The 17,930-nt window shown below is 66.4% G+C and carries 14 protein-coding genes; 12 read left to right on the forward strand and 2 right to left on the reverse strand.

Features of this window, described 5'->3' with window-relative positions; genetic code table 11:
* Positions 1 to 155 precede the first annotated feature (155 nt).
* From P0M04_RS29185 to P0M04_RS29200, 4 genes are all read left to right on the forward strand, one after another.
* Complete coding sequence (locus P0M04_RS29185) at positions 156 to 1,154, forward strand: LysR family transcriptional regulator (protein WP_259452833.1); 999 nt, start codon at positions 156 to 158, stop codon at positions 1,152 to 1,154.
* Complete coding sequence (locus tag P0M04_RS29190; RefSeq protein ID WP_259452834.1) at positions 1,151 to 1,963, forward strand: DMT family transporter; 813 nt, start codon at positions 1,151 to 1,153, stop codon at positions 1,961 to 1,963. The genes P0M04_RS29185 and P0M04_RS29190 overlap by 4 nt, the downstream gene beginning before the upstream one ends.
* A 126-nt stretch (positions 1,964 to 2,089) precedes the next feature.
* Positions 2,090 to 2,569 carry a carboxymuconolactone decarboxylase family protein gene (locus P0M04_RS29195; RefSeq protein WP_259452835.1) on the forward strand — a complete coding sequence of 160 codons (480 nt, stop codon included), beginning with the start codon at positions 2,090 to 2,092 and terminating at the stop codon, positions 2,567 to 2,569.
* A gap of 13 nt (positions 2,570 to 2,582) precedes the next feature.
* Positions 2,583 to 3,347: an SDR family oxidoreductase gene (locus P0M04_RS29200; protein ID WP_259452836.1), complete on the forward strand. Its 765-nt coding sequence runs from the start codon at positions 2,583 to 2,585 to the stop codon at positions 3,345 to 3,347.
* Here P0M04_RS29200 and P0M04_RS29205 read toward each other — a convergent pair.
* Entirely contained in the window at positions 3,320 to 4,309 is a 990-nt protein-coding gene (locus P0M04_RS29205) for a GlxA family transcriptional regulator (RefSeq protein ID WP_259452837.1), read from the reverse strand. The two genes, P0M04_RS29200 and P0M04_RS29205, sit on opposite strands and share 28 nt — an antisense overlap.
* A 151-nt stretch (positions 4,310 to 4,460) precedes the next feature.
* Between P0M04_RS29205 and P0M04_RS29210 the strand changes: the two genes are divergently transcribed.
* The 6 genes from P0M04_RS29210 (at position 4,461) to P0M04_RS29235 (ending at position 12,852) form a co-directional block, all read left to right on the forward strand.
* Positions 4,461 to 5,876 carry a circularly permuted type 2 ATP-grasp protein gene (locus P0M04_RS29210; protein ID WP_259452838.1) on the forward strand — a complete coding sequence of 472 codons (1,416 nt, stop codon included), beginning with the start codon at positions 4,461 to 4,463 and terminating at the stop codon, positions 5,874 to 5,876.
* The gene (locus P0M04_RS29215; protein WP_259452874.1) at positions 5,876 to 6,823 is read left to right on the forward strand and encodes an alpha-E domain-containing protein; all 948 of its coding nucleotides are present in this window, start codon (positions 5,876 to 5,878) and stop codon (positions 6,821 to 6,823) included. Before P0M04_RS29210 ends, P0M04_RS29215 begins: the two co-directional genes overlap by 1 nt.
* Before the next feature lies 1 nt (position 6,824).
* Positions 6,825 to 7,634 (forward strand): transglutaminase family protein, encoded by an 810-nt coding sequence (locus tag P0M04_RS29220; protein WP_259452839.1) that lies wholly within the window; start codon positions 6,825 to 6,827, stop codon positions 7,632 to 7,634.
* Positions 7,635 to 7,670: 36 nt separating this feature from the next.
* The gene (locus tag P0M04_RS29225; protein ID WP_259452840.1) at positions 7,671 to 8,546 is read left to right on the forward strand and encodes a proteasome-type protease; all 876 of its coding nucleotides are present in this window, start codon (positions 7,671 to 7,673) and stop codon (positions 8,544 to 8,546) included.
* Positions 8,547 to 8,791: 245 nt separating this feature from the next.
* Entirely contained in the window at positions 8,792 to 10,852 is a 2,061-nt protein-coding gene (locus tag P0M04_RS29230; RefSeq protein ID WP_259452841.1) for a glycoside hydrolase family 43 protein, read from the forward strand.
* A gap of 767 nt (positions 10,853 to 11,619) precedes the next feature.
* Entirely contained in the window at positions 11,620 to 12,852 is a 1,233-nt protein-coding gene (locus tag P0M04_RS29235) for a PQQ-dependent sugar dehydrogenase (RefSeq protein WP_259452842.1), read from the forward strand.
* 389 nt (positions 12,853 to 13,241) lie between these two features.
* Here P0M04_RS29235 and P0M04_RS29240 read toward each other — a convergent pair whose 3' ends face one another.
* Positions 13,242 to 16,358, reverse strand: coding sequence for a TonB-dependent receptor (locus tag P0M04_RS29240; protein WP_259452843.1), 3,117 nt, complete (start codon positions 16,356 to 16,358; stop codon positions 13,242 to 13,244).
* Between the two features lie 518 nt (positions 16,359 to 16,876).
* On the opposite strand from P0M04_RS29240, the gene P0M04_RS29245 reads away from it, so the two are divergent.
* Positions 16,877 to 17,143 (forward strand): BufA1 family periplasmic bufferin-type metallophore, encoded by a 267-nt coding sequence (locus tag P0M04_RS29245; RefSeq protein ID WP_259452844.1) that lies wholly within the window; start codon positions 16,877 to 16,879, stop codon positions 17,141 to 17,143.
* Positions 17,144 to 17,146: 3 nt separating this feature from the next.
* Entirely contained in the window at positions 17,147 to 17,911 is a 765-nt protein-coding gene (locus tag P0M04_RS29250; protein WP_259452845.1) for an alpha/beta hydrolase, read from the forward strand.
* The last annotated feature ends 19 nt before the right edge of the window (positions 17,912 to 17,930 follow it).

Genomic DNA, 17,930 nt, shown 5'->3' on the forward strand with positions numbered 1-17,930 from the left:
CCCGTCCCGCAACAGGCGCCCGCAGGGACGCAAGGCGGTGCCGCAAAAACACCAATCGGCGCGTTGGGCGTTGGCAGGAAATCCGGGATTCTTGTCATTGCCGATGACAGTCAGCAGGCCTACCATCGACGTACTTACGTACCGACAGGACAGCCGTGCCCCGCAGCCTCACCTCCATTCTTCCCAGCCCCGACTGCAACGACGCGCTGGCCTCCAGCTTCGCCACGACGTATGCGGGGGTGGTCGCGTTCATGGCCGTCGTCCACGAAGGCAGCTTCGCCCGCGCGGCCGAGCGGCTCGGCATCGGCCGCTCCGCCGTCAGCCGCAGCGTGCTGAAACTGGAGACCCAGCTCGACACGCGGCTGTTCCTGCGCACGACGCGCAGCACGGCGCTCACGGCCGAGGGCCAGCGCTTCTTCGACGGCTGCCGGCCCGGCGTCGACCGCATCTTCCAGGCGCTCGACGAGATACGCGAACTCCGTACGGGCATCCCGCGCGGCCACCTGCGCATCTCGTCCACCGTGGGCTTCGGGCGCAAGATCGTCGCGCCGCTGCTGAAGGATTTTCATGCGCGCTATCCGGACATCTCGTTGGACCTGATCCTCGACGACCGCCCTACCGACTTCACGTCCGACCGGATCGACGTCGCCTTCCGCAACGGCCGCATGGAAGACAGCCAGATCGTCGCCAAGAAGCTCATCCCCATGCGCATGCTCGTGTGCGCGTCGCCCGCGTACGCGCACAAGCACGGCCTGCCGCGCACGCCCGACGAACTGGCGGGACACAGCTGCGTCAACTTCCGCTTCGCGTCCGGCCGGCTGTTCGACTGGGAGTTCAAGGTGGACGGCGCCGTGCGCAAGCACACGCCGCAAGGGTGGCTCTGCTTCAACGACGCCGACCTCGTGCTGCAGGCTGTCCTCGACGGCGACGGCATCGCGCAGATGGCCGGCTACCAGATCCGCGAGCACCTGCGCGCCGGCCGCCTCGTCGCCTGCATGCCGGAATACGCGCCGGACGACCGTGGTCACTTCCTGTGCTACCTGAGCCGGCACCACATGCCGATGCGCGTGCGCGTCTTCGTCGACGACATCTCGCAACGCATCCGCGCCCTCGGACTCGACGATGCCGACCTGGCGAGCGGAGGCCGGTCATGAGCCGCACCGCCTGGGCGTGCGCGCTCGGCGCCATCCTGCTGTGGGCCCTGTTCGCGACCCTCGTGCGCCTGGCCGGCGACGCGCCGCCGCTGCTGCTGACGGGCGTGGCGCTGTGCTGCGGCGGCCTCGCGTCCGTGCACCGGTGGAGAGAGTGGCGCGTGCCGGCCGCCATCCTGGGCTTCGGCGTCGCTAGCCTGTTCCTGTACCACGCGAGCCTCGTGGCCGCGTTCAGGCTCGCGCCCATCGCCGAGGCGAATCTGCTGAATTATCTGTGGCCCCTGCTGATCGTCGTGCTGGCCCCGCGCGTTGCGCCGTTGCGGCCGCGCCAGCTGGCCGGGTGCGTCATTTCCTTCGCGGGCGGGGCGCTCGTCATCGCGCCGTCCGCGCTCACCGTCACGCATTTCGCAGGTTACGCGCTCGCCGTGCTCGCCGCGTTCACGTGGGCCGTGTATTCGCTCGTGCCGGCCCGCCTGCCCGCGTATTCGTCGTGGGCAACGGGCGGCTTCTGCCTAGGGGCCGGCCTCCTCGCGCTGGGCGCGCACGTGCTGTTCGAAACGCCATACCGGCCGTCCGCGACCGAGCTTGCGGGCATGGCGGCCATCGGCATCGGGCCGCTCGGCCTCTCGTTCGTCCTGTGGGACCGCGCCATGCGCACGGGCCGCGCGGCGACGATCGGGTCGCTGTCCTACCTCACGCCCGTGCTGTCCACGCTCGCGCTGGCCGTCACGGGCGCCGTGGCCGCGGGCGGCTGGTGGCGCCTCGGTCCCGCGCTGCTGCTCGTCGTCGCCGGCGTGCGCCTGTCGCGCTGATCGGTGCGCTCATTGGTGCGCTCATTGGTGCGTTTCTGGCACCACCGTGCGGCCGGCCAGCCGCCTACCGGCCGCGCGGGGCACTGTCTACACTCGGTTCGTACCACAACCACCAAGGAGAACGAGATGACCCAGCGTATCAACTACCTCAAGCAGGCCCCGGCCCTTTTCAAGAAGCTCGTCGAACTGGGCACCCTGATCAACGACGGCAGCATCGAGGAAAGCGTCCGCGACCTCGTCGCCATCCGCGCGTCGCAGATCAACGGCTGCGGCTTCTGCATCGACATGCACGTGAAGCAGGCCACCATCCACGGCGAGCGCCCGCTGCGCCTGCACCACCTGGCCGCGTGGCGCGAATCGACCCTGTTCGCGCCGCGCGAGCGGGCCGCGCTGGCGTGGACGGAAGCGCTGACGACGCTGTCGCCGCAAGGCGTGCCGGACGAGATCTACGAACGCGTGCGCACCCAGCTCACGGAGCAGGAACTGACGGATCTCACCTACGAGATCATGACGATCAATGCGTGGAACCGCATCAACGTCGCTTTTAAAACCGTGCCCGGTTCGTACGACAAGGACTTCGGCCTGGACCGCGCGAACCTCGCCTGACAAGGAGACACTCATGAAGATCGTAGTCATCGGCGGCACGGGCCTCATCGGCAGCAAGCTCGTGACCCTGCTGCAAGCACGCGGCCATGTAGCGCTGGCCGCATCCCCCAACTCGGGCGTGAACACGCTGACGGGCGAAGGCCTGGACGCGGCGCTGGAAGGCTGCGACGTCGTCGTGGACGTGGCGAATTCGCCGTCGTTCGCGGACGACGCCGTCCTCGAGTTCTTCACGACGTCCGGCCGCAATCTCCTCTCCGCGGCACGCAAGGCGGGCGTGAAGCACCACGTGGCCTTGTCCGTCGTCGGCACGCAGCGTCTCGCGGACAGCGGCTACTTCCGCGCCAAGATCGCGCAGGAAGAGCTCATTCGCGCGTCCGGCCTGCCCTACACCATCGTGCATTCGACGCAGTTCTTCGAATTCCTGGGAGGGATCGCGGCGTCGGCGGGCCAGGACGACACGATCGCCCTGTCGCCCGCATTCATCCAGCCCATCGCCTCGGACGACGTGGCGGCGGCGATGGCGGACGTCGTCCTCGGTGCGCCAGTGAACGGCATCGTCGAGATCGCGGGGCCGGACCGCTTCCGCCTGTCCGACCTCGTGCGCGACTATCTCGCGGCCAAGGGCGACACGCGCACGGTGCGCGCCGACGTCCACGCGCGCTATTTCGGCGCGGAGCTGAAGGAAGACACGCTGGTGCCGCATGGTCAGGCGCGCCTCGGCGCCATCCGCATCGGCAGCTGGCTGCAGGCTCAGGCCCCCGCCAGCCGCTTGCGGTAGGCCGACGGCGTCTCGCCCAGGTTGCGCCGGAAGGCGCTGTACATCCGGTCCTCGTCGCCGAAGCCGCACTGGCGGGCGATCTGGGCGAGGTTCGCTTCCGACTGTTCGAGCATGCGCCGGGCTGCGCCCATCCGGAACTGTTCCAGCGCCTTGCCTGGAGAGCTGCCCGTCCTGTCCTTGTACACGCGGGCGAAGTTGCGGGCGCTCATGTGGGCCTGTGCGGCCAGGCGTTCCACGGTGAGGCCGCTGTCGTGCAGGTTGTCGAGGATCCAGCCGTGCAGCGCGTCGAATGCCGCGTCGTCGCGCGTCTGCGCGCGCAGCAGTTCGCTGTGCTGCGCCTGGCCGCCGGCGCGCTTCATGAACACGACCAGTTCGCGCGCGACGTCCATCGCGAGCGCGCGTCCGCAATCGGCTTCCACGAGGGCCAGCGCGAGGTCGATGCCGGCCGTGACGCCGGCCGACGTCCATACGGGATCCTGGCGTACGAAGATCGCTTCGCGGTCGACGTCCAGCGCCGGGAACCGTTGTTCCAGCACGTCCGCCATGTTCCAGTGCGTTGCCACGCGGCGGCCGTCCAGCAGGCCCGCCTGCGCCAGCAGGAACGCGCCCGTGCACACGGACGTGACTCGGCGGGCGCGGGGCGCGGCGCCGGCGACCCAGTCGACCGTCGAGCCCACGTCCGCCAGCACGGCGGTAATCCCGGGCGCGCCGGGCACGAGGATCGTGTCGATGGCGCGTCCGGCGAACTGCGCGGCCGGCAGCGTGTCGAGGGCGACGCCTTCCGCCGTCGTCACGAGACCGCCGTCCACGCTGACGGTATGCCGCTCGTAGGGCGCGAGGCCCCGCTCCGCCATCCGCTTGCCGGCGCACCAGAATACGGATTGCGGCCCGGTGAGGTCGAGCAGGCCCATGCCCGGGAAGGCGACGAACAGGACGAGGGGCGAAGCGTAGACGGGTGTCATCGTATGTACGGCTGGGTGAATCCTGCGATCTTACTGTGCGGGCCGGCAATGTCAAGGCTGGACCGCCTGCACCGGAATCGGGCAGCGTGGGCCGTATTCCGCTGGCACGCTTCTTGATACGAGTTTTGTGTCGACATCACGGAAGGCGGCCATGACAGACTTTTTCAACGAGATGACGGCGGACGGCGCGGGTGCCGTGCGTGAACACTATCGCGCATTCGACGACTGGCTCAGGCACCAGCCGCCCGAGCGGATCGAACGCAAGCGCGCCGAGGCGGACCTCACGTTCCGCCGCGTCGGGATCACGTTCGCCGTGTACGGCGACGGCGCCGGCACCGAGCGCCTGATCCCGTTCGACACGATCCCGCGCATCATACCGGCGCACGAGTGGGCGAAGCTGCAGGCGGGCCTCGCGCAGCGCATCAAGGCGCTGAACATGTTCGTGCACGACATCTACCACGACCAGGACATCGTCCGCGCCGGCATCATCCCGGCACAGCAGATCTACCAGAACGCGCAGTACCGCCCGGAGATGCAGGGCATCAGCGTCGCGTCCGACATCTATGCGCACATCGCGGGCGTCGACATCGTGCGCGCCGGCGAGGGCGAGTTCTACGTCCTGGAAGACAACCTGCGCGTGCCGTCCGGCGTGTCGTACATGCTGGAAGACCGCAAGATGATGATGCGCCTGTTCCCGGAACTGTTCGCGCGCCACCGCATCGCGCCCGTCGAACACTACCCCGACATGCTGCTGGAGAACCTGCGCTCCGTCGCGCCGGCCGGGGTGCTCGACCCGACCGTCGTCGTCATGACACCGGGAACCTACAACTCGGCCTACTTCGAGCACGCCTTCCTCGCGCAGCAGATGGGCGTCGAGCTCGTCGAGGGCAAGGACCTGTTCGTGGACGCCAACGCCGTCTACATGCGCACGATCCGCGGGCCGCGCCGGGTGGACGTGATCTACCGCCGCCTCGATGACGATTACCTCGATCCCCTGGCCTTCCGCGCCGACTCCACGCTGGGCGTGCCGGGACTCCTCTCCGTGTACCGCGCCGGCCGCGTCACCCTGGCGAACGCCATCGGCACCGGCGTCGCCGACGACAAGTCCATCTACCCGTACGTGCCGGACATGATCCGCTTCTACCTGTCGGAAGAACCGCTGCTGCACAACGTGCCGACCTGGCAGTGCCGGCGGCCGGAAGATCTCGCCTACACGCTGGACCACCTCGACCGGCTGGTCGTCAAGGAAGTCCACGGCGCCGGCGGCTACGGGATGCTGATCGGGCCCGCGGCCTCGAAGCAGGAGATCGACGATTTCCGGCGCCGCCTCGTCGCCCGCCCGGACGGCTACATCGCCCAGCCGACCTTGGCCCTGTCGGCGTGCCCGACCTACGTGGAAAGCGGCATCGCACCGCGCCACATCGACCTGCGCCCGTTCGTCCTGTCGGGCAAGACCATCTCGATGGTGCCGGGCGGCCTGACCCGGGTGGCGCTGCGCGAGGGATCGCTGGTGGTGAACTCGTCGCAGGGCGGCGGCACCAAGGACACCTGGATACTGGAGGAATGATGCTGAGCCGCACCGCAGACCACTTGTACTGGATGGCGCGCTACACCGAGCGCGCCGAGAACACGGCGCGCATGCTCGACGTGGCCGTGCAGACCGCCATGCTGCCGCAGTCCGCCGTCGACACGGAACAGGCGTGGCGCGCCATCCTCGGCATCTCCGAGCTGCAGGGCGCGTTCGACGCCGCCTACGGCACGCTCGACGCGAAGAACGTCCTGGCCTTCATGGTGAGCGATCCGGCCAACCCGTCGTCGATCGTGGCGTGCCTGACGGCGGCGCGCGAGAACGCCCGGGCCGTGCGCGGCGTGCTCACGACGGAAGTGTGGGAAACGCAGAACGCGACATGGATCGAGCTGCGCGACCGGCTCGGTGCGAACCTCGATGCCGACCCCGGCGAATTCTTCGACTGGGTGAAGCTGCGCTGCCACCTGGCGCGCGGCGTCACGCTCGGCACGATGCTCGACGACGAAGCGCTCGTGTTCATCCGCCTCGGCACGTTCCTGGAGCGGGCCGACAACACGGCGCGCCTGCTGGACGTGAAGTACCACGGCGCCGGTGCCGGCGCCACGCACGACGTGCTCACGCAGCGCGAGTTCTATTACTGGGCGGCGCTGCTGCGCTCCGTGGCGGGTTTCGAAATCTACCGCAAGGTCTACCGCGATTCGATCACGCCGGCGCGCGTGGCCGAGCTCCTGATGCTGCGCGCCGACATGCCGCGCTCCCTGCTCGCCTGCATGGAGCAGGTGGTCGCGAACCTCAAGGCCGTGCGCAACGACGTCTCCGCCGGCACGGAGCGGCTGGCGGGGAAGATGCACGCCGAGCTGCAATTCGCGCGCATCGAGGACGTGCTCGCCGCCGGCGTCGACGAGACCCTGGGGGCCTTCATGGAAAACATCTACGCGCTCGGCAACGGCATCAGCCGCGATTTCCTCGTCCCCCTGGGAGCCTGACATGCACCTGTCCATCCGCCACGAAACCCTGTACCGCTATTCGCAACCGCAGGCCTACAGCATCGAGCAGCTGCACCTGACGCCGCGCGCCGAGCCGCAACAGCAGGTGCTGTCCTGGCACATCGCGACACCCGGCCATTGCGCCGCCTACGTGGACGCGTACGGCAACGCCTCGCACATGCTGACCTTGACCGCGCCGCACACCGCCGTGCGCATCCTCGTCGAAGGCATCGTCGCGACGGCGCCGCTGCCCGGCGGCCGCCTGCAGGCCCACGACAGCCTGCCGCCGCTGATCTTCACGGTCCCGACCCGGCTGACGCAGCCGACGACGGCGCTCGCCGACGTCGCGGCGGCCTGCCTGCCCGCCCGGGGGACGCCGGTGACCACGGCCGACCTGCTGCGGCTGGCCGCGCACATCCACGGTGCGGTCGCGTACCAGACTGGTGCCACCCACGTGGACACCGCCGCCGCCGAGGCGATGCTGCTGGGGGCCGGCGTCTGCCAGGACCATGCCCATGTGTTCCTCGCCTGCTGCCATGCGCACGGGGTACCGGCGCGCTACGTGTCCGGCTACATCGACCCGGGATCGTCGGGCCACGCGGCCAGCCACGCCTGGGTGGACGCCTGGGCCGAGGATGCCGACTTCACGGGCTGGGTCAGTATCGACGTGACGCACAACCGCCTCATGACGGACGGGTACTGCCGCCTCGCGATCGGCCGCGACTACGAATCGGCCGCCCCCGTGCGTGGCATGCGGCGCGGCGGCGGCGACGAAGTCATGCGGGTCGAGGCGCAGATCGTCCCCGTGTAGAATGACCGCTTTCCTCGACCAGAACGGATTTCGCCGATGACTTACTGTGTGGGCATGCGCCTCGATGCCGGCCTCGTGTTCCTCGCCGATTCGCGCACGAACGCCGGTGTCGACCAGGTCGGCACCTTCCGCAAGCTCTCCGTGTTCGAAAACCCGGGCGACCGGATGATGGTCATGATGACCGCGGGGAACCTGTCGATCTCGCAGGCCGTGCGCCAGACCGTGTCGGCCTGGGTCAGCGAGAGCGGCGCCACGATCTGGACCGTCCCGGACATGTACGAGGCCGCGCGCATCGTCGGCGAGGCGGTCCGCGCGGTCTACCGGCAGGAGTCGGCGCGGCTGGCCGAACACGGCGTCGACTTCAACATCAGCATCGTGTTCGGCGGCCAGATCCGGGGCGAGCGCTGCCGCCTGTTCTACGTCTACTCGGCCGGCAACTTCATCGAGTCGCACGAGGAGAATCCCTATTTCCAGATCGGCGAGGCGAAATACGGCAAGCCGATCATCGACCGCGTCGTCACGCCGCGCACGTCGCTGGACGACGCGGCCAAGTGCGCGCTGATCTCGATGGATTCGACCCTGCGCTCGAACATCTCCGTCGGCCTGCCGCTCGACCTGCTCGTGTACGAGGACGGCAGCCTGGCCGTCACGCGTTTCGTCACCATCGACGAACACAACCAGTATTTCCAGCTGCTGCGCAACAGCTGGGGCCAGCAACTGAAGACCGTGTTCGAGGGGATCGCCGCCCCCGTATGGGACGCCGCGCCGGGCACGACGGACAACGTGCTCTCCTCCACCAACATGCACAGCCGGCCCGTGCGTGCGCCGCTGCCGGAGGGCATGACGGCCGGGGCACCACCCGCGCCCCTGCAATCGGTCGCGCAACAGCCGCCCGTCCCTGGCCAGCACTGACCACCCGTGCGGGAGCGGCCAGGAAAGCGATGATATTTTCCTGGAGACCGATATCGGGTTCGGTATCGCGCATGTCGGTTAGTTGCAGAATGACCCATCGGTGATCGATGAAAAGCCAGCAATAACAAGGACTTGGCGTCGACGGTGTGACGGTGTCCGGCGGCCGTCGGCACGGCGATGCGGTTTTGACAGCGCTACCATGCATGCCCTACATTGCCGGATGCCCTGAATCCACCGGATCCCACATGACCGCACACTACCTCCGCCCGCCGCGCATCAAAGCGACGGTCCTCGCCCTCTGCGCCGCCCTCGCCTGCGTGAGCGCACAGGCGCAGGAAGAACCGCGCCCCGCCACCGGCCTGTCGACCGCCACCTGGACGGCGGACAACGGCAACGGCACGTTCACGAACCCGCTGTTCTACGACGAGTTCTCGGACCCGGACATGATCCGCGTGGGCGACTGGTTCTACCTCACCGGCACGACGATGCACGCGATGCCCGGCCTGCCGGTCCTGCGCTCGCGCGACCTGGTGAACTGGGAATTCCTGAGCTATGCCGTCGACAAGCTGGACTTCGGTCCGGCGTACCGCCTGGAAGACGGCAAGAGCATCTACGGCCAGGGCATCTGGGCCCCGAGCCTGCGCTACCGGAACGGCACGTTCTACATCTTCACCAACGTGAACGGCCGCGCCACGCAGATCTTCAGCGCCACCGATCCGCGCGGCCCCTGGACGCACCGCGAGATGAAGCGCAGCCTGCACGACCTGTCCGTGCTGTTCGACGACGACGGCAAGGCGTGGGTCGTGTGGGACCACCAGCGCATGCGCATCGCCCAGCTGACGGACGACCTGACGGACATCGTGCCCGGCACCGAGAAAATCCTGTTCGCGCAGGACGCCGGCATGGGCGAAGGCGCGCACATCTACAAGATCCAGGGCAAGTACTACATCCTCTCCGCCAACTATGCGGGCGGCTTCCGCATGCCCGCCGCGCGCGCGGACAAGGTGGACGGCCCGTACGAAGTGAACCAGGCCATCAGCAAGGATGAAGACTTCGGCATGGCCAAGGGCTACCGCCTGAAGGACAACAAGACGCCGACCGCGATCGAGCCGCCCGACCCGTCGGCCCGCAACGCCAACTCGCTGCACCAGGGCGGCATCGTGCTGACGCCGGCGGGCGAATGGTGGGGCTTCTCGATGATGGACTTCAATTCGGTCGGCCGCCTGCTCAGCCTTTCGCCGATCACCTGGAAGGATGGTTGGCCGTACTTCGGCCTGCCCGGCAACCTGGGACGCAATCCGCGTACTTGGGTCAAGCCGAAGACGGCGACGCCCTCCCCGATCACCGTGCCGTACGCCCGCAGCGACGATTTCTCGGCCACGACGTTGCAGCCGCTCTGGCAGTGGAACCACGTGCCGGTCGACGGCCAGTGGTCGCTGACGGAGCGCCCCGGCTTCCTGCGCCTGCACGCGCTGCCCGCGACATCGTTCTGGCAGGCGCGTAACAGCCTGACGCAGCGCGCCATCGGCCCGCGCTCGTCGCCGACGGTGACGCTGGATGCGTCCGGCCTCGCGGCCGGCGACGTGGCCGGCCTCGCCCTGCTGAACCTCCCGTATGCGACGCTGGGCGTGGAAAAGACGGCGACCGGCCTGCAAGTGGCACTGTACGATCAGATCAGCGACCGCACCGTGCGCGTGCCGCTGCCGGCCGGCGCCACGCGCATCCAGCTGCGCGCCGATTGCGACTTCCTCACCGAGCAGGCGCGCTTCTCGTGGTCCGTCGACGGCAAGGACTTCGCGCCCATCGGCGAGCCGTTCACGATGGTGTTCCAGCTGAAGACCTTCCAGGGCGTGCGCTATGCCCTCTTCAACTACAACCAGGCCGGCAAAACGGGCGGGCACGCGGACTTCGACAGCATCGACGTCTACCAGCCGAATCCGCACGGACTGATGCGCGCGATTCCGGTCGGGCAGCGGGTCCAGTTCGCGGAATTCAAGTCCGGCCGCAAGATGGCTTCGTACCTGGTGAAGGACATGGGGCTCGGACGTGTCGCGCTGCAGTCCGGCGCGGCCTGGGTCAGCGTCGATGCCAAGGGCGGCGTGGGCCTGCGCAAGGGGAAACCCGGCAAGGCGGAGAGCTTCCAGTGGATCGAGACGCCGACCGGGGAACTGGTGCTGATGTCGCTCGTGACGAACCGCTTCGTGCGCATGGATCCGGTGACGCATGCGGTGCGTGCGGATAGTCCGGGGCCGGTGCCGGATGGGAGCGATGGGGTGAGGTTCACGTGGGCGGCTGCTCGCAAATAAAACGGTCTGCGTTGGTGCTTGACGGGTGCGCTTGAATAGGGGTCTACGCATTGGGCGCATGGACTGCGTCGGGCGCGCCCGTCGTCGGCGTATGTCGCTCCCTCTTCCCGCTGAGGTCAGCAGATACAACGATCAATGAACGGTTACAAGCTCTCCGACGAAGCGGCAAGGTCACGTACGATTCGGCGACAAGTCGCTGGTGCAAGGCTTGATCGCCGCAAGTTTTCCAACTGAGCCCATGCGCTTCGTTTATAGAATCACGGAGGTCCGCTTCGGGTCGGTTACTGCCGTACATTAAACGGCGGCGGCCAGCCAAAAACAGACATAGCAGGAGAACGAAATCAAAGACGAAGATGTTATTCAAGAATTAACGAAGAACGGCATTCCCCTAGACCGCTGACTTGCCCTCAGCAATCATCTCGTCGGCAATTTTTGATGAGACTGGTCGACTAATGGCCTTCGTAATCGAGGATGACGCCCTTGCCACAGCCGCGTCAAAGATCCTGCAAATGCGTGGGCAGATGCACCAAGCTTTCGCAGCCAAAAAGCCTATTTAAATATGTCCGCTCCGGGTTGGTTCCGGCCCTTGGCAACAGACCGGCATCGATCATAGGCGTCCCACAATCCACTAGGCCAAGACATGTAATCGCGTGATAGGCTACTGCCAATCGTGACACGCCGAAAACATGGTTCCAGTACACTCTTATGTACGGACATTCAGACGCACGAGCGGCTGTACAACCATGCTGTCGACACTTGGAGGTCGCATGCGGATCATTCGACGACGCGCCGGCGTGTTGATCGCCCTATGTTTTCTGGCTTCCTGCGGTGGGGGTGGCGGTAGCGGCGCCGGCGGCCCAGGTGGTGTCGTCAATACGCCCGTGGCACCGGTGCCGCAGCCGCCGCCTGCCGCTGGCGGTCTCCTGGCGCTGTCCGAGGTCGCCCAGGTCGACAATGCCGTCTACCTGAGCGCACCACCGGGGGATACACGCCTATTCATCGTCGATCGAACGGGCCGTGTCCTGGTCATGGAAAACGGCGCATTGCGCGCCACGCCGTTCCTGGACGTCAGCAGCCGCACGAGTACCGCGGGCGAAGGTGGCTTGCTGTCGATCGCGTTCGATCCCCAGTTCGCCAGCAATGGCCGGGTGTATATCGTCTATGTCGCGCGCGACAACGTCATCACGCTCGAACGCTACACGGTCGGGTCCGACAGGAACGTACTGGACCCTGCTTCGCAGCTGACGGTTTTGCAGATTCCACATCCGGACTTCACCAACCATTATGGCGGCCAGCTGGCCTTCGGTCCGGACGACATGCTGTACTTGTCCACCGGCGACGGCGGTGGTGCCGGCGATCCACGCGGCAACGCCCAGAACCCGCTGTCCTTGCTGGGCAAACTGCTGCGCTTGGACGTGCGTAACGCGACGGCGACGAGAAGCTACGAGATTCCGGCATCCAATCCGTACAACGGCATGAGCTCGCGACGCAACGAGATCTGGGCACTCGGTCTGCGCAACCCGTGGCGGTTCAGTTTCGACGGCAACCTCCTCTACATTGCCGACGTCGGCCAGGCGCAGCGCGAGGAAGTCGATATCAGCGACGCCGGCGCCGGCGGTCTCAACTACGGCTGGAATATCCTGGAGGGTGGCGCGTGCTACAACGGCGGGTCCTGCGACACGGCCGGCCTGACACTGCCCGTCCACGAATACGACCATGGCGCGAACAACGCCAACGGCTGCTCGATCACCGGTGGCTACGTGTACCGCGGCGCGAAGATCGCCCATCTCAGCGGCAGCTATGTGTTTTCGGACTATTGCGGTGGTTACTTGAAGTCGCTGCGTTACGCGGGCGGCGGTGTGCCGACCGTCACGACATGGGACGTCGCGAAGGTGGGCGGCGTGCTCTCGTTCGGACGAGACGGCAGCGGCGAGCTCTATCTCATCGGGTCCAGTGGCAAGATCTACCGCATCGACAACCGCAGCACGTCAAGCGGATAGCATCTCGCGCTGCGTCTGTATAGACGGGTTTCATGGTAACGCGAACGCGGCAAGCTAACTGGACGTGCAGCACGACGTATGTCTTGCCCACGTTGTTTTGGCTTCTAATGCCAAATGTGCGGACAATCGTTTCGCCTTCACGCAAAGACGTACCACGGCTCAGGCGGATACTGGGAATCCGTCCAAGTCGGCTGGGTTCTGCCTGAAGCACGGCGACCGTCCGGTTCGGGTCGGCAGTGGAAACACGTCCAGATCCGGTTCCTGCCCCGAGCGGAGGCAGTCAAGATCGACCGCGCCAACACAACCATAAAAAAGGAGCGGCCAGAGACACGGCCGCTCCATGAATACCGGACCGCCAGCAAACGGCCCGGGGAGACGCAACTAGATCATCAGAACGCCGTGCGCAGGGACATGGTGTAGCTGCGGCCCGGCTTGTTCTCGTCGAAGATCGCGTTGTTGAACGCCGTGTAGTTCTGGCTCTTCGCGTTGTTCAGGTTCCAGACGCTGACCGTCAGGTCCGTGTTGCCGCCGAAGCCGAACACCTTCTGCAGGTTCATGCCGGCCGACATGTCGACCTGCGAGCGCCCCGTCGAATACGCGTAGAAGCCGTTGCCCAGGCCAGTGTTCGTGTTGCTGATCAGGCTCGCCTGGTACTGGCGCGACACACGCAGGTTCAGGCCGTCCTTCTCGTAGTACACGGTCAGGTTGTTAGTCCGCGGCGGCACGCCGGCCACCGGCGGCGCGCCCGCGGCTTCATCCTTCTGCTTCGTGTACGTGAAGTTGCCCGTGAAGCCGAAGCCTTTCACCGGCAGCATGTCCAGCGGCTGCTGCCACGTGAATTCGAGGCCGCGCACCTTCAGCTTGGAGTCGATCATGTACGGCTCGGTGATGATCACGTGCTTCTTGTCGCGACCGCCGGCGGCGTCCACGGCCGCCTGCTGCGCGTCCGTCAGGCCCACCGTGCCGTAGATCTTGTCCAGGTCGGACAGCGTGTAGTCGATCTGGCGCGAACCCGGGCGGCTCACGATGTCCTTCGCAAAGCCGGACAGCGCGACATAGCCTTCGCGGCTGAAATACCATTCCACGCCCGCATCCAGGTTGTTGGCCTTGAACGGCTTCAGGTTCGGGTTCGTCACGTTGCCCTGGTTGACGCCCTGGTCGCCGATCGAGAGCTGGGTCTGGTGCAGGTCCGCCGGGTTGGCGCGCGTGAGCGACTTGGAGCCGGACAGGCGGGCAATCACGTCCTTCGTGATGTTGTACGACAGGTTGAACGACGGCAGGATGTTGTGGTACTTGGTCGATTCGTACACCCAGGTCTGCATGTCCGGGTAGCGGCCGCCTTGCTGCAGGCCCTGCTGGGCGTTGCGCGGGTCGGGCGTGTTGACCGGGGCGCCGATCGTCTGCTCCGTCGTCGCGTAGCGCACGCCGGCGTTGTAGCGCAGCGTGTGGCCGAACACGGGGATGCGGCCGTTGGTCGAGACGTAGAACGCTGACACCTTCTCGCGCAGGTAGCCGCCGTTGGACGTCGGCGCGGCGAAGAACAGCTCGCGGTAGTGCTGGTAGTTGGTGTCCTTGGCAAACTTGTCCCAGTCGACCGTGATGAAGCCGTGATCGCTCTTGTGGACGTATTTCGCCAGGTCGCCGTTCGTGACCGCGGAGCCCAGGTAGGTCAGCGGCGCCGTCTGACCCTGCGTGTAGCCGGTGCCATAGCCCGGGTAGGTGCCGGCAGGGATCGGACCGGGCGCGAAGCGGCCGTCGCACTGGCCCTGCAGCGCGCGGTCCGGCTGGATGAACTGGTAGCTGGTCTGGTTGCCGCAGGTGTAGTTCATCCACGCGTCGGCGTTGCCGTAGTCCGTGTAGCGGCGCGTGATGTCGTCGAACGAGCCGCCCACCTTGATCGCGAACGTGTCGTCGCCCCAGTTCAGGTTCAGGCGCGTGCCCTTGGTCGTGTTGCGGCGCTGGTAGATGTCGCCGCGCAGGCCGGACAGGCCCTGGCCCGGCTGGTACCAGCCGAACTTGGTCGGGTCGTTGATGTCGATATTACTGGACATGACCGGGATCTGGCCGGGCGTCGTGTTGTCGTACTTGACGACGGTCGGTGCCGACTGCGTGGCCACCAGCACGGTCGGCATGTCGCGATAGAACTCGCTGTCCGTATAGTTGACGTGGCCGTCGATGGTGAGGCGGTCGGACGCGTGCCACTCGAAGCCCGGGTTGATGCTGCGGAAGTGCGTGTTTTCCTTCATCGGACGGAATTCCAGGCCCCAGAAGGTGTTGGCCAGCGTGCCGCCCGTGATCGTGCAGTAGTTCGAGCAGTCGCTGCGGTCGAACGTCAGGCCGATCGGGATCGGCGTGTTCGCGCGCATGCCGGCGGCCATGTCTTCCTGCTGCATCTTGTTGCCCTTCTGGGCGAAGATCAGGTCCGTGTAGACCATCCAGTCTTCGTTCGGCTGCCACTGGAAGCTCAGCGTCTCGCCGCGGCGGCGGCGCTCGCCGTCGTACACCAGGTAGCGCGGCAGGCGGCCCATCAGGCCGTTGTCGATCTGCTGGATCGTGGCGCCCGGGTTCAGCGCCAGCAGCATCGCGCGGTCGATCGGCGCGCCCGGCTTCAGCACGGCCTGCGCGTAGGCCGGCAGCGCCGACAGGTCCATGCCGCTCGGGACCGTCGCCGGGCTGTTGAAGTAGTCGCCGCCCTTCGAGGCCGGGTCGGACGCGTCGCGCTGGTTCGCGTTCAGGCGGAACGTGCGCATGTCGACGGTCTGGAACACGTCGGTGTGGTATTTCGTGTTACCCCAGGCGAAGCCGAACAGCGCGCCCACCTTGCCGAAGCGTGTGTTCCACGTGTTGCTGACGAGGGCCGAACCCGTGTTGCCCCACTTGCCGTCCTTGTCGCGGTAGTTGCCGCTGGCCGTGAAGGCCGAACGGAAGCCGTTCTTGTCGAACGGGCGCACGCTGCGCATGGTGACCGTACCGGCCACGCCGCCTTCGCTGATGTCCGCCTGCTGGCTCTTGTAGACGGTCGCGCTGCGGAACAGTTCGGACGGCAGGAAGTCCATGTCCACTTCGCGGTTCGCGCTGATGTTGCCGCCCCAGCTGCCGGCCGAGGCGGAGGCCATCGGCGCGCCGTTCAGCAGCACGCGGGTGAACGCCGGCCCCATGCCGCGGATCGAGATGTTCATGCCCTCGCCGTCGATGGACGCGCGGGTCACGGTGACGCCCGGCACGCGCGACAGGGCGTCGGCGATGTTCGGGTCGGGGAACTTGCCCATGTCCTCGGAGAACACGGTGTCGGTGAGGCCGTTGTTCTCGCGCTTCTCCAGCGCGGACAACGCCAGCGAGCTGCGGTAGCCCGTCACGGTGACGGTCGGGCCGCTGCCCTGCGTCCTCAGTTCGGTGTTGTCCTGCGCCCAGGCGCTGGACACGAGACCGGCCAGGATGGTCAACGCGTAAACGTTGCGGCGATTCGGTGCCCGGCGCCGTGCGGCGCCATTCCAGTATTGCTTCATTTGTCTCCTCTCTCTTCTTATCGGATGGCCTTGTGGCCTTTTTGGTCTTACGAGTGAGCGCTCGCCCTAACACGAAATGTTAAACGCTAACATTTTTGGCCGCGGTGCGAGCTTTGTCGGACTGCCAGTGAAAACATGCCGTCAAAGCTGTATTTCTAGTATGACGTCAGACATGTTGGTAACCATACTTGAGTAAATATCATCGAACCAATAAAATTTTTTTCATCACCGATACCCGAATCCGTATCACACGCTTCATAGACAAGTCCGCTCCCTCTGGCATTTGCTATCCGCTACCACAAAATCGCTGTTAGGGGTGTTATACGATAACAACACATAGGATGTCTGACCTTATTCAGGCTGCATGCACCCCCTGCTTTTATGTCCGATTGTGTCGTAATGCCCCGCCGACACATTGCCGGCGTTTCCGGACATGCAACGGACAATCCCCCGACACACCGGGCTGGTCTCATGACGTTCATCGACGCGCCGCGTCGACCCAACCGAAGGAGAGACCGATGAAGACGACCCACACCGCGCTGGCCGCCACGCTGGCCCTGACCCTGTGCGCCGGCGCCCACGCCGCCGAGGCGAAGAAGCCGACCGAGAAATGCTATGGCGTGGCGCTGGCCGGCCAGAACGAATGCGCGGCCGGCGCGGGCACCTCGTGCGCCGGCACGGCGAAGAAGGATTACCAGGACGATGCCTGGATCCTCGTCGAGAAAGGCACCTGCACGAGCATCAAGACGCCGAAAGGCTACGGCTCCCTCACGCCCCGCAAGTAAGCGATGAACGCGACCATGAAGACGCTCGCATTGCTGCTGGCCGCCTGCACGTTCACCGCGCCCGCACTGGCCGCCGATCCGGCGGCGGCAGCCACGAAGAACATCGTGATCGTGCCCGGCGAATTCGTCGATGCCTCCGGCTGGCACGTCGTCCACGACATCCTGAGCCAGAAGGGTTACCACGTGACCGTCGTGCCGGCCGCGCACGCGACGTTCGAGGACGACGTCGCCCATGCCCGCCGCGTGCTGATGCAGCAGTTCGGCAACGTGGTCCTCGTCGGGAACGGCATCGGCGGCGCCGTGATCGGCAACGTCGGCAGCGGCGCGAAAGTCAAAGCGCTCGTGTACGTCGCGGCCATCGCGCCGGAAGTGGGCGAGAGTCCGCTCCAGCTGCTGCACGGGACGGGCGGCATGCCGGCCGCGATCCGGGCCGATTTCGCCGGGTACCACTGGGCCGACCGTGCGCGCTTCCACGACGACTTCGCGGCCGACCTGACGCCCAACCGCGCCAACTTCCTCGCCGCGTCGCAGACACCCGTCGGCCTCGCGTTCCTCGGGACGCCCAGCTATGCGGCCCTGTGGCACACGAAGCCCAGCTACGCCGTCGTCGCGACGGAAGACCGCATCCTCGCCCCGGACGCGCAACGCATGATGTACCGCCGCGCCCATTCTCAAATCGTCGAGATCAAGGGCAGCCACGCCGTCCACATGTCGCGTCCGGAAGACGTGGCCCAGGTCATCGAACGGGCCGCCCGCGACACCCTGTAATCAACCATTCACCACAAGG

This window comes from Telluria mixta, from assembly GCF_029223865.1.
In the GTDB taxonomy this organism is placed as follows: domain Bacteria; phylum Pseudomonadota; class Gammaproteobacteria; order Burkholderiales; family Burkholderiaceae_D; genus Telluria; species Telluria mixta.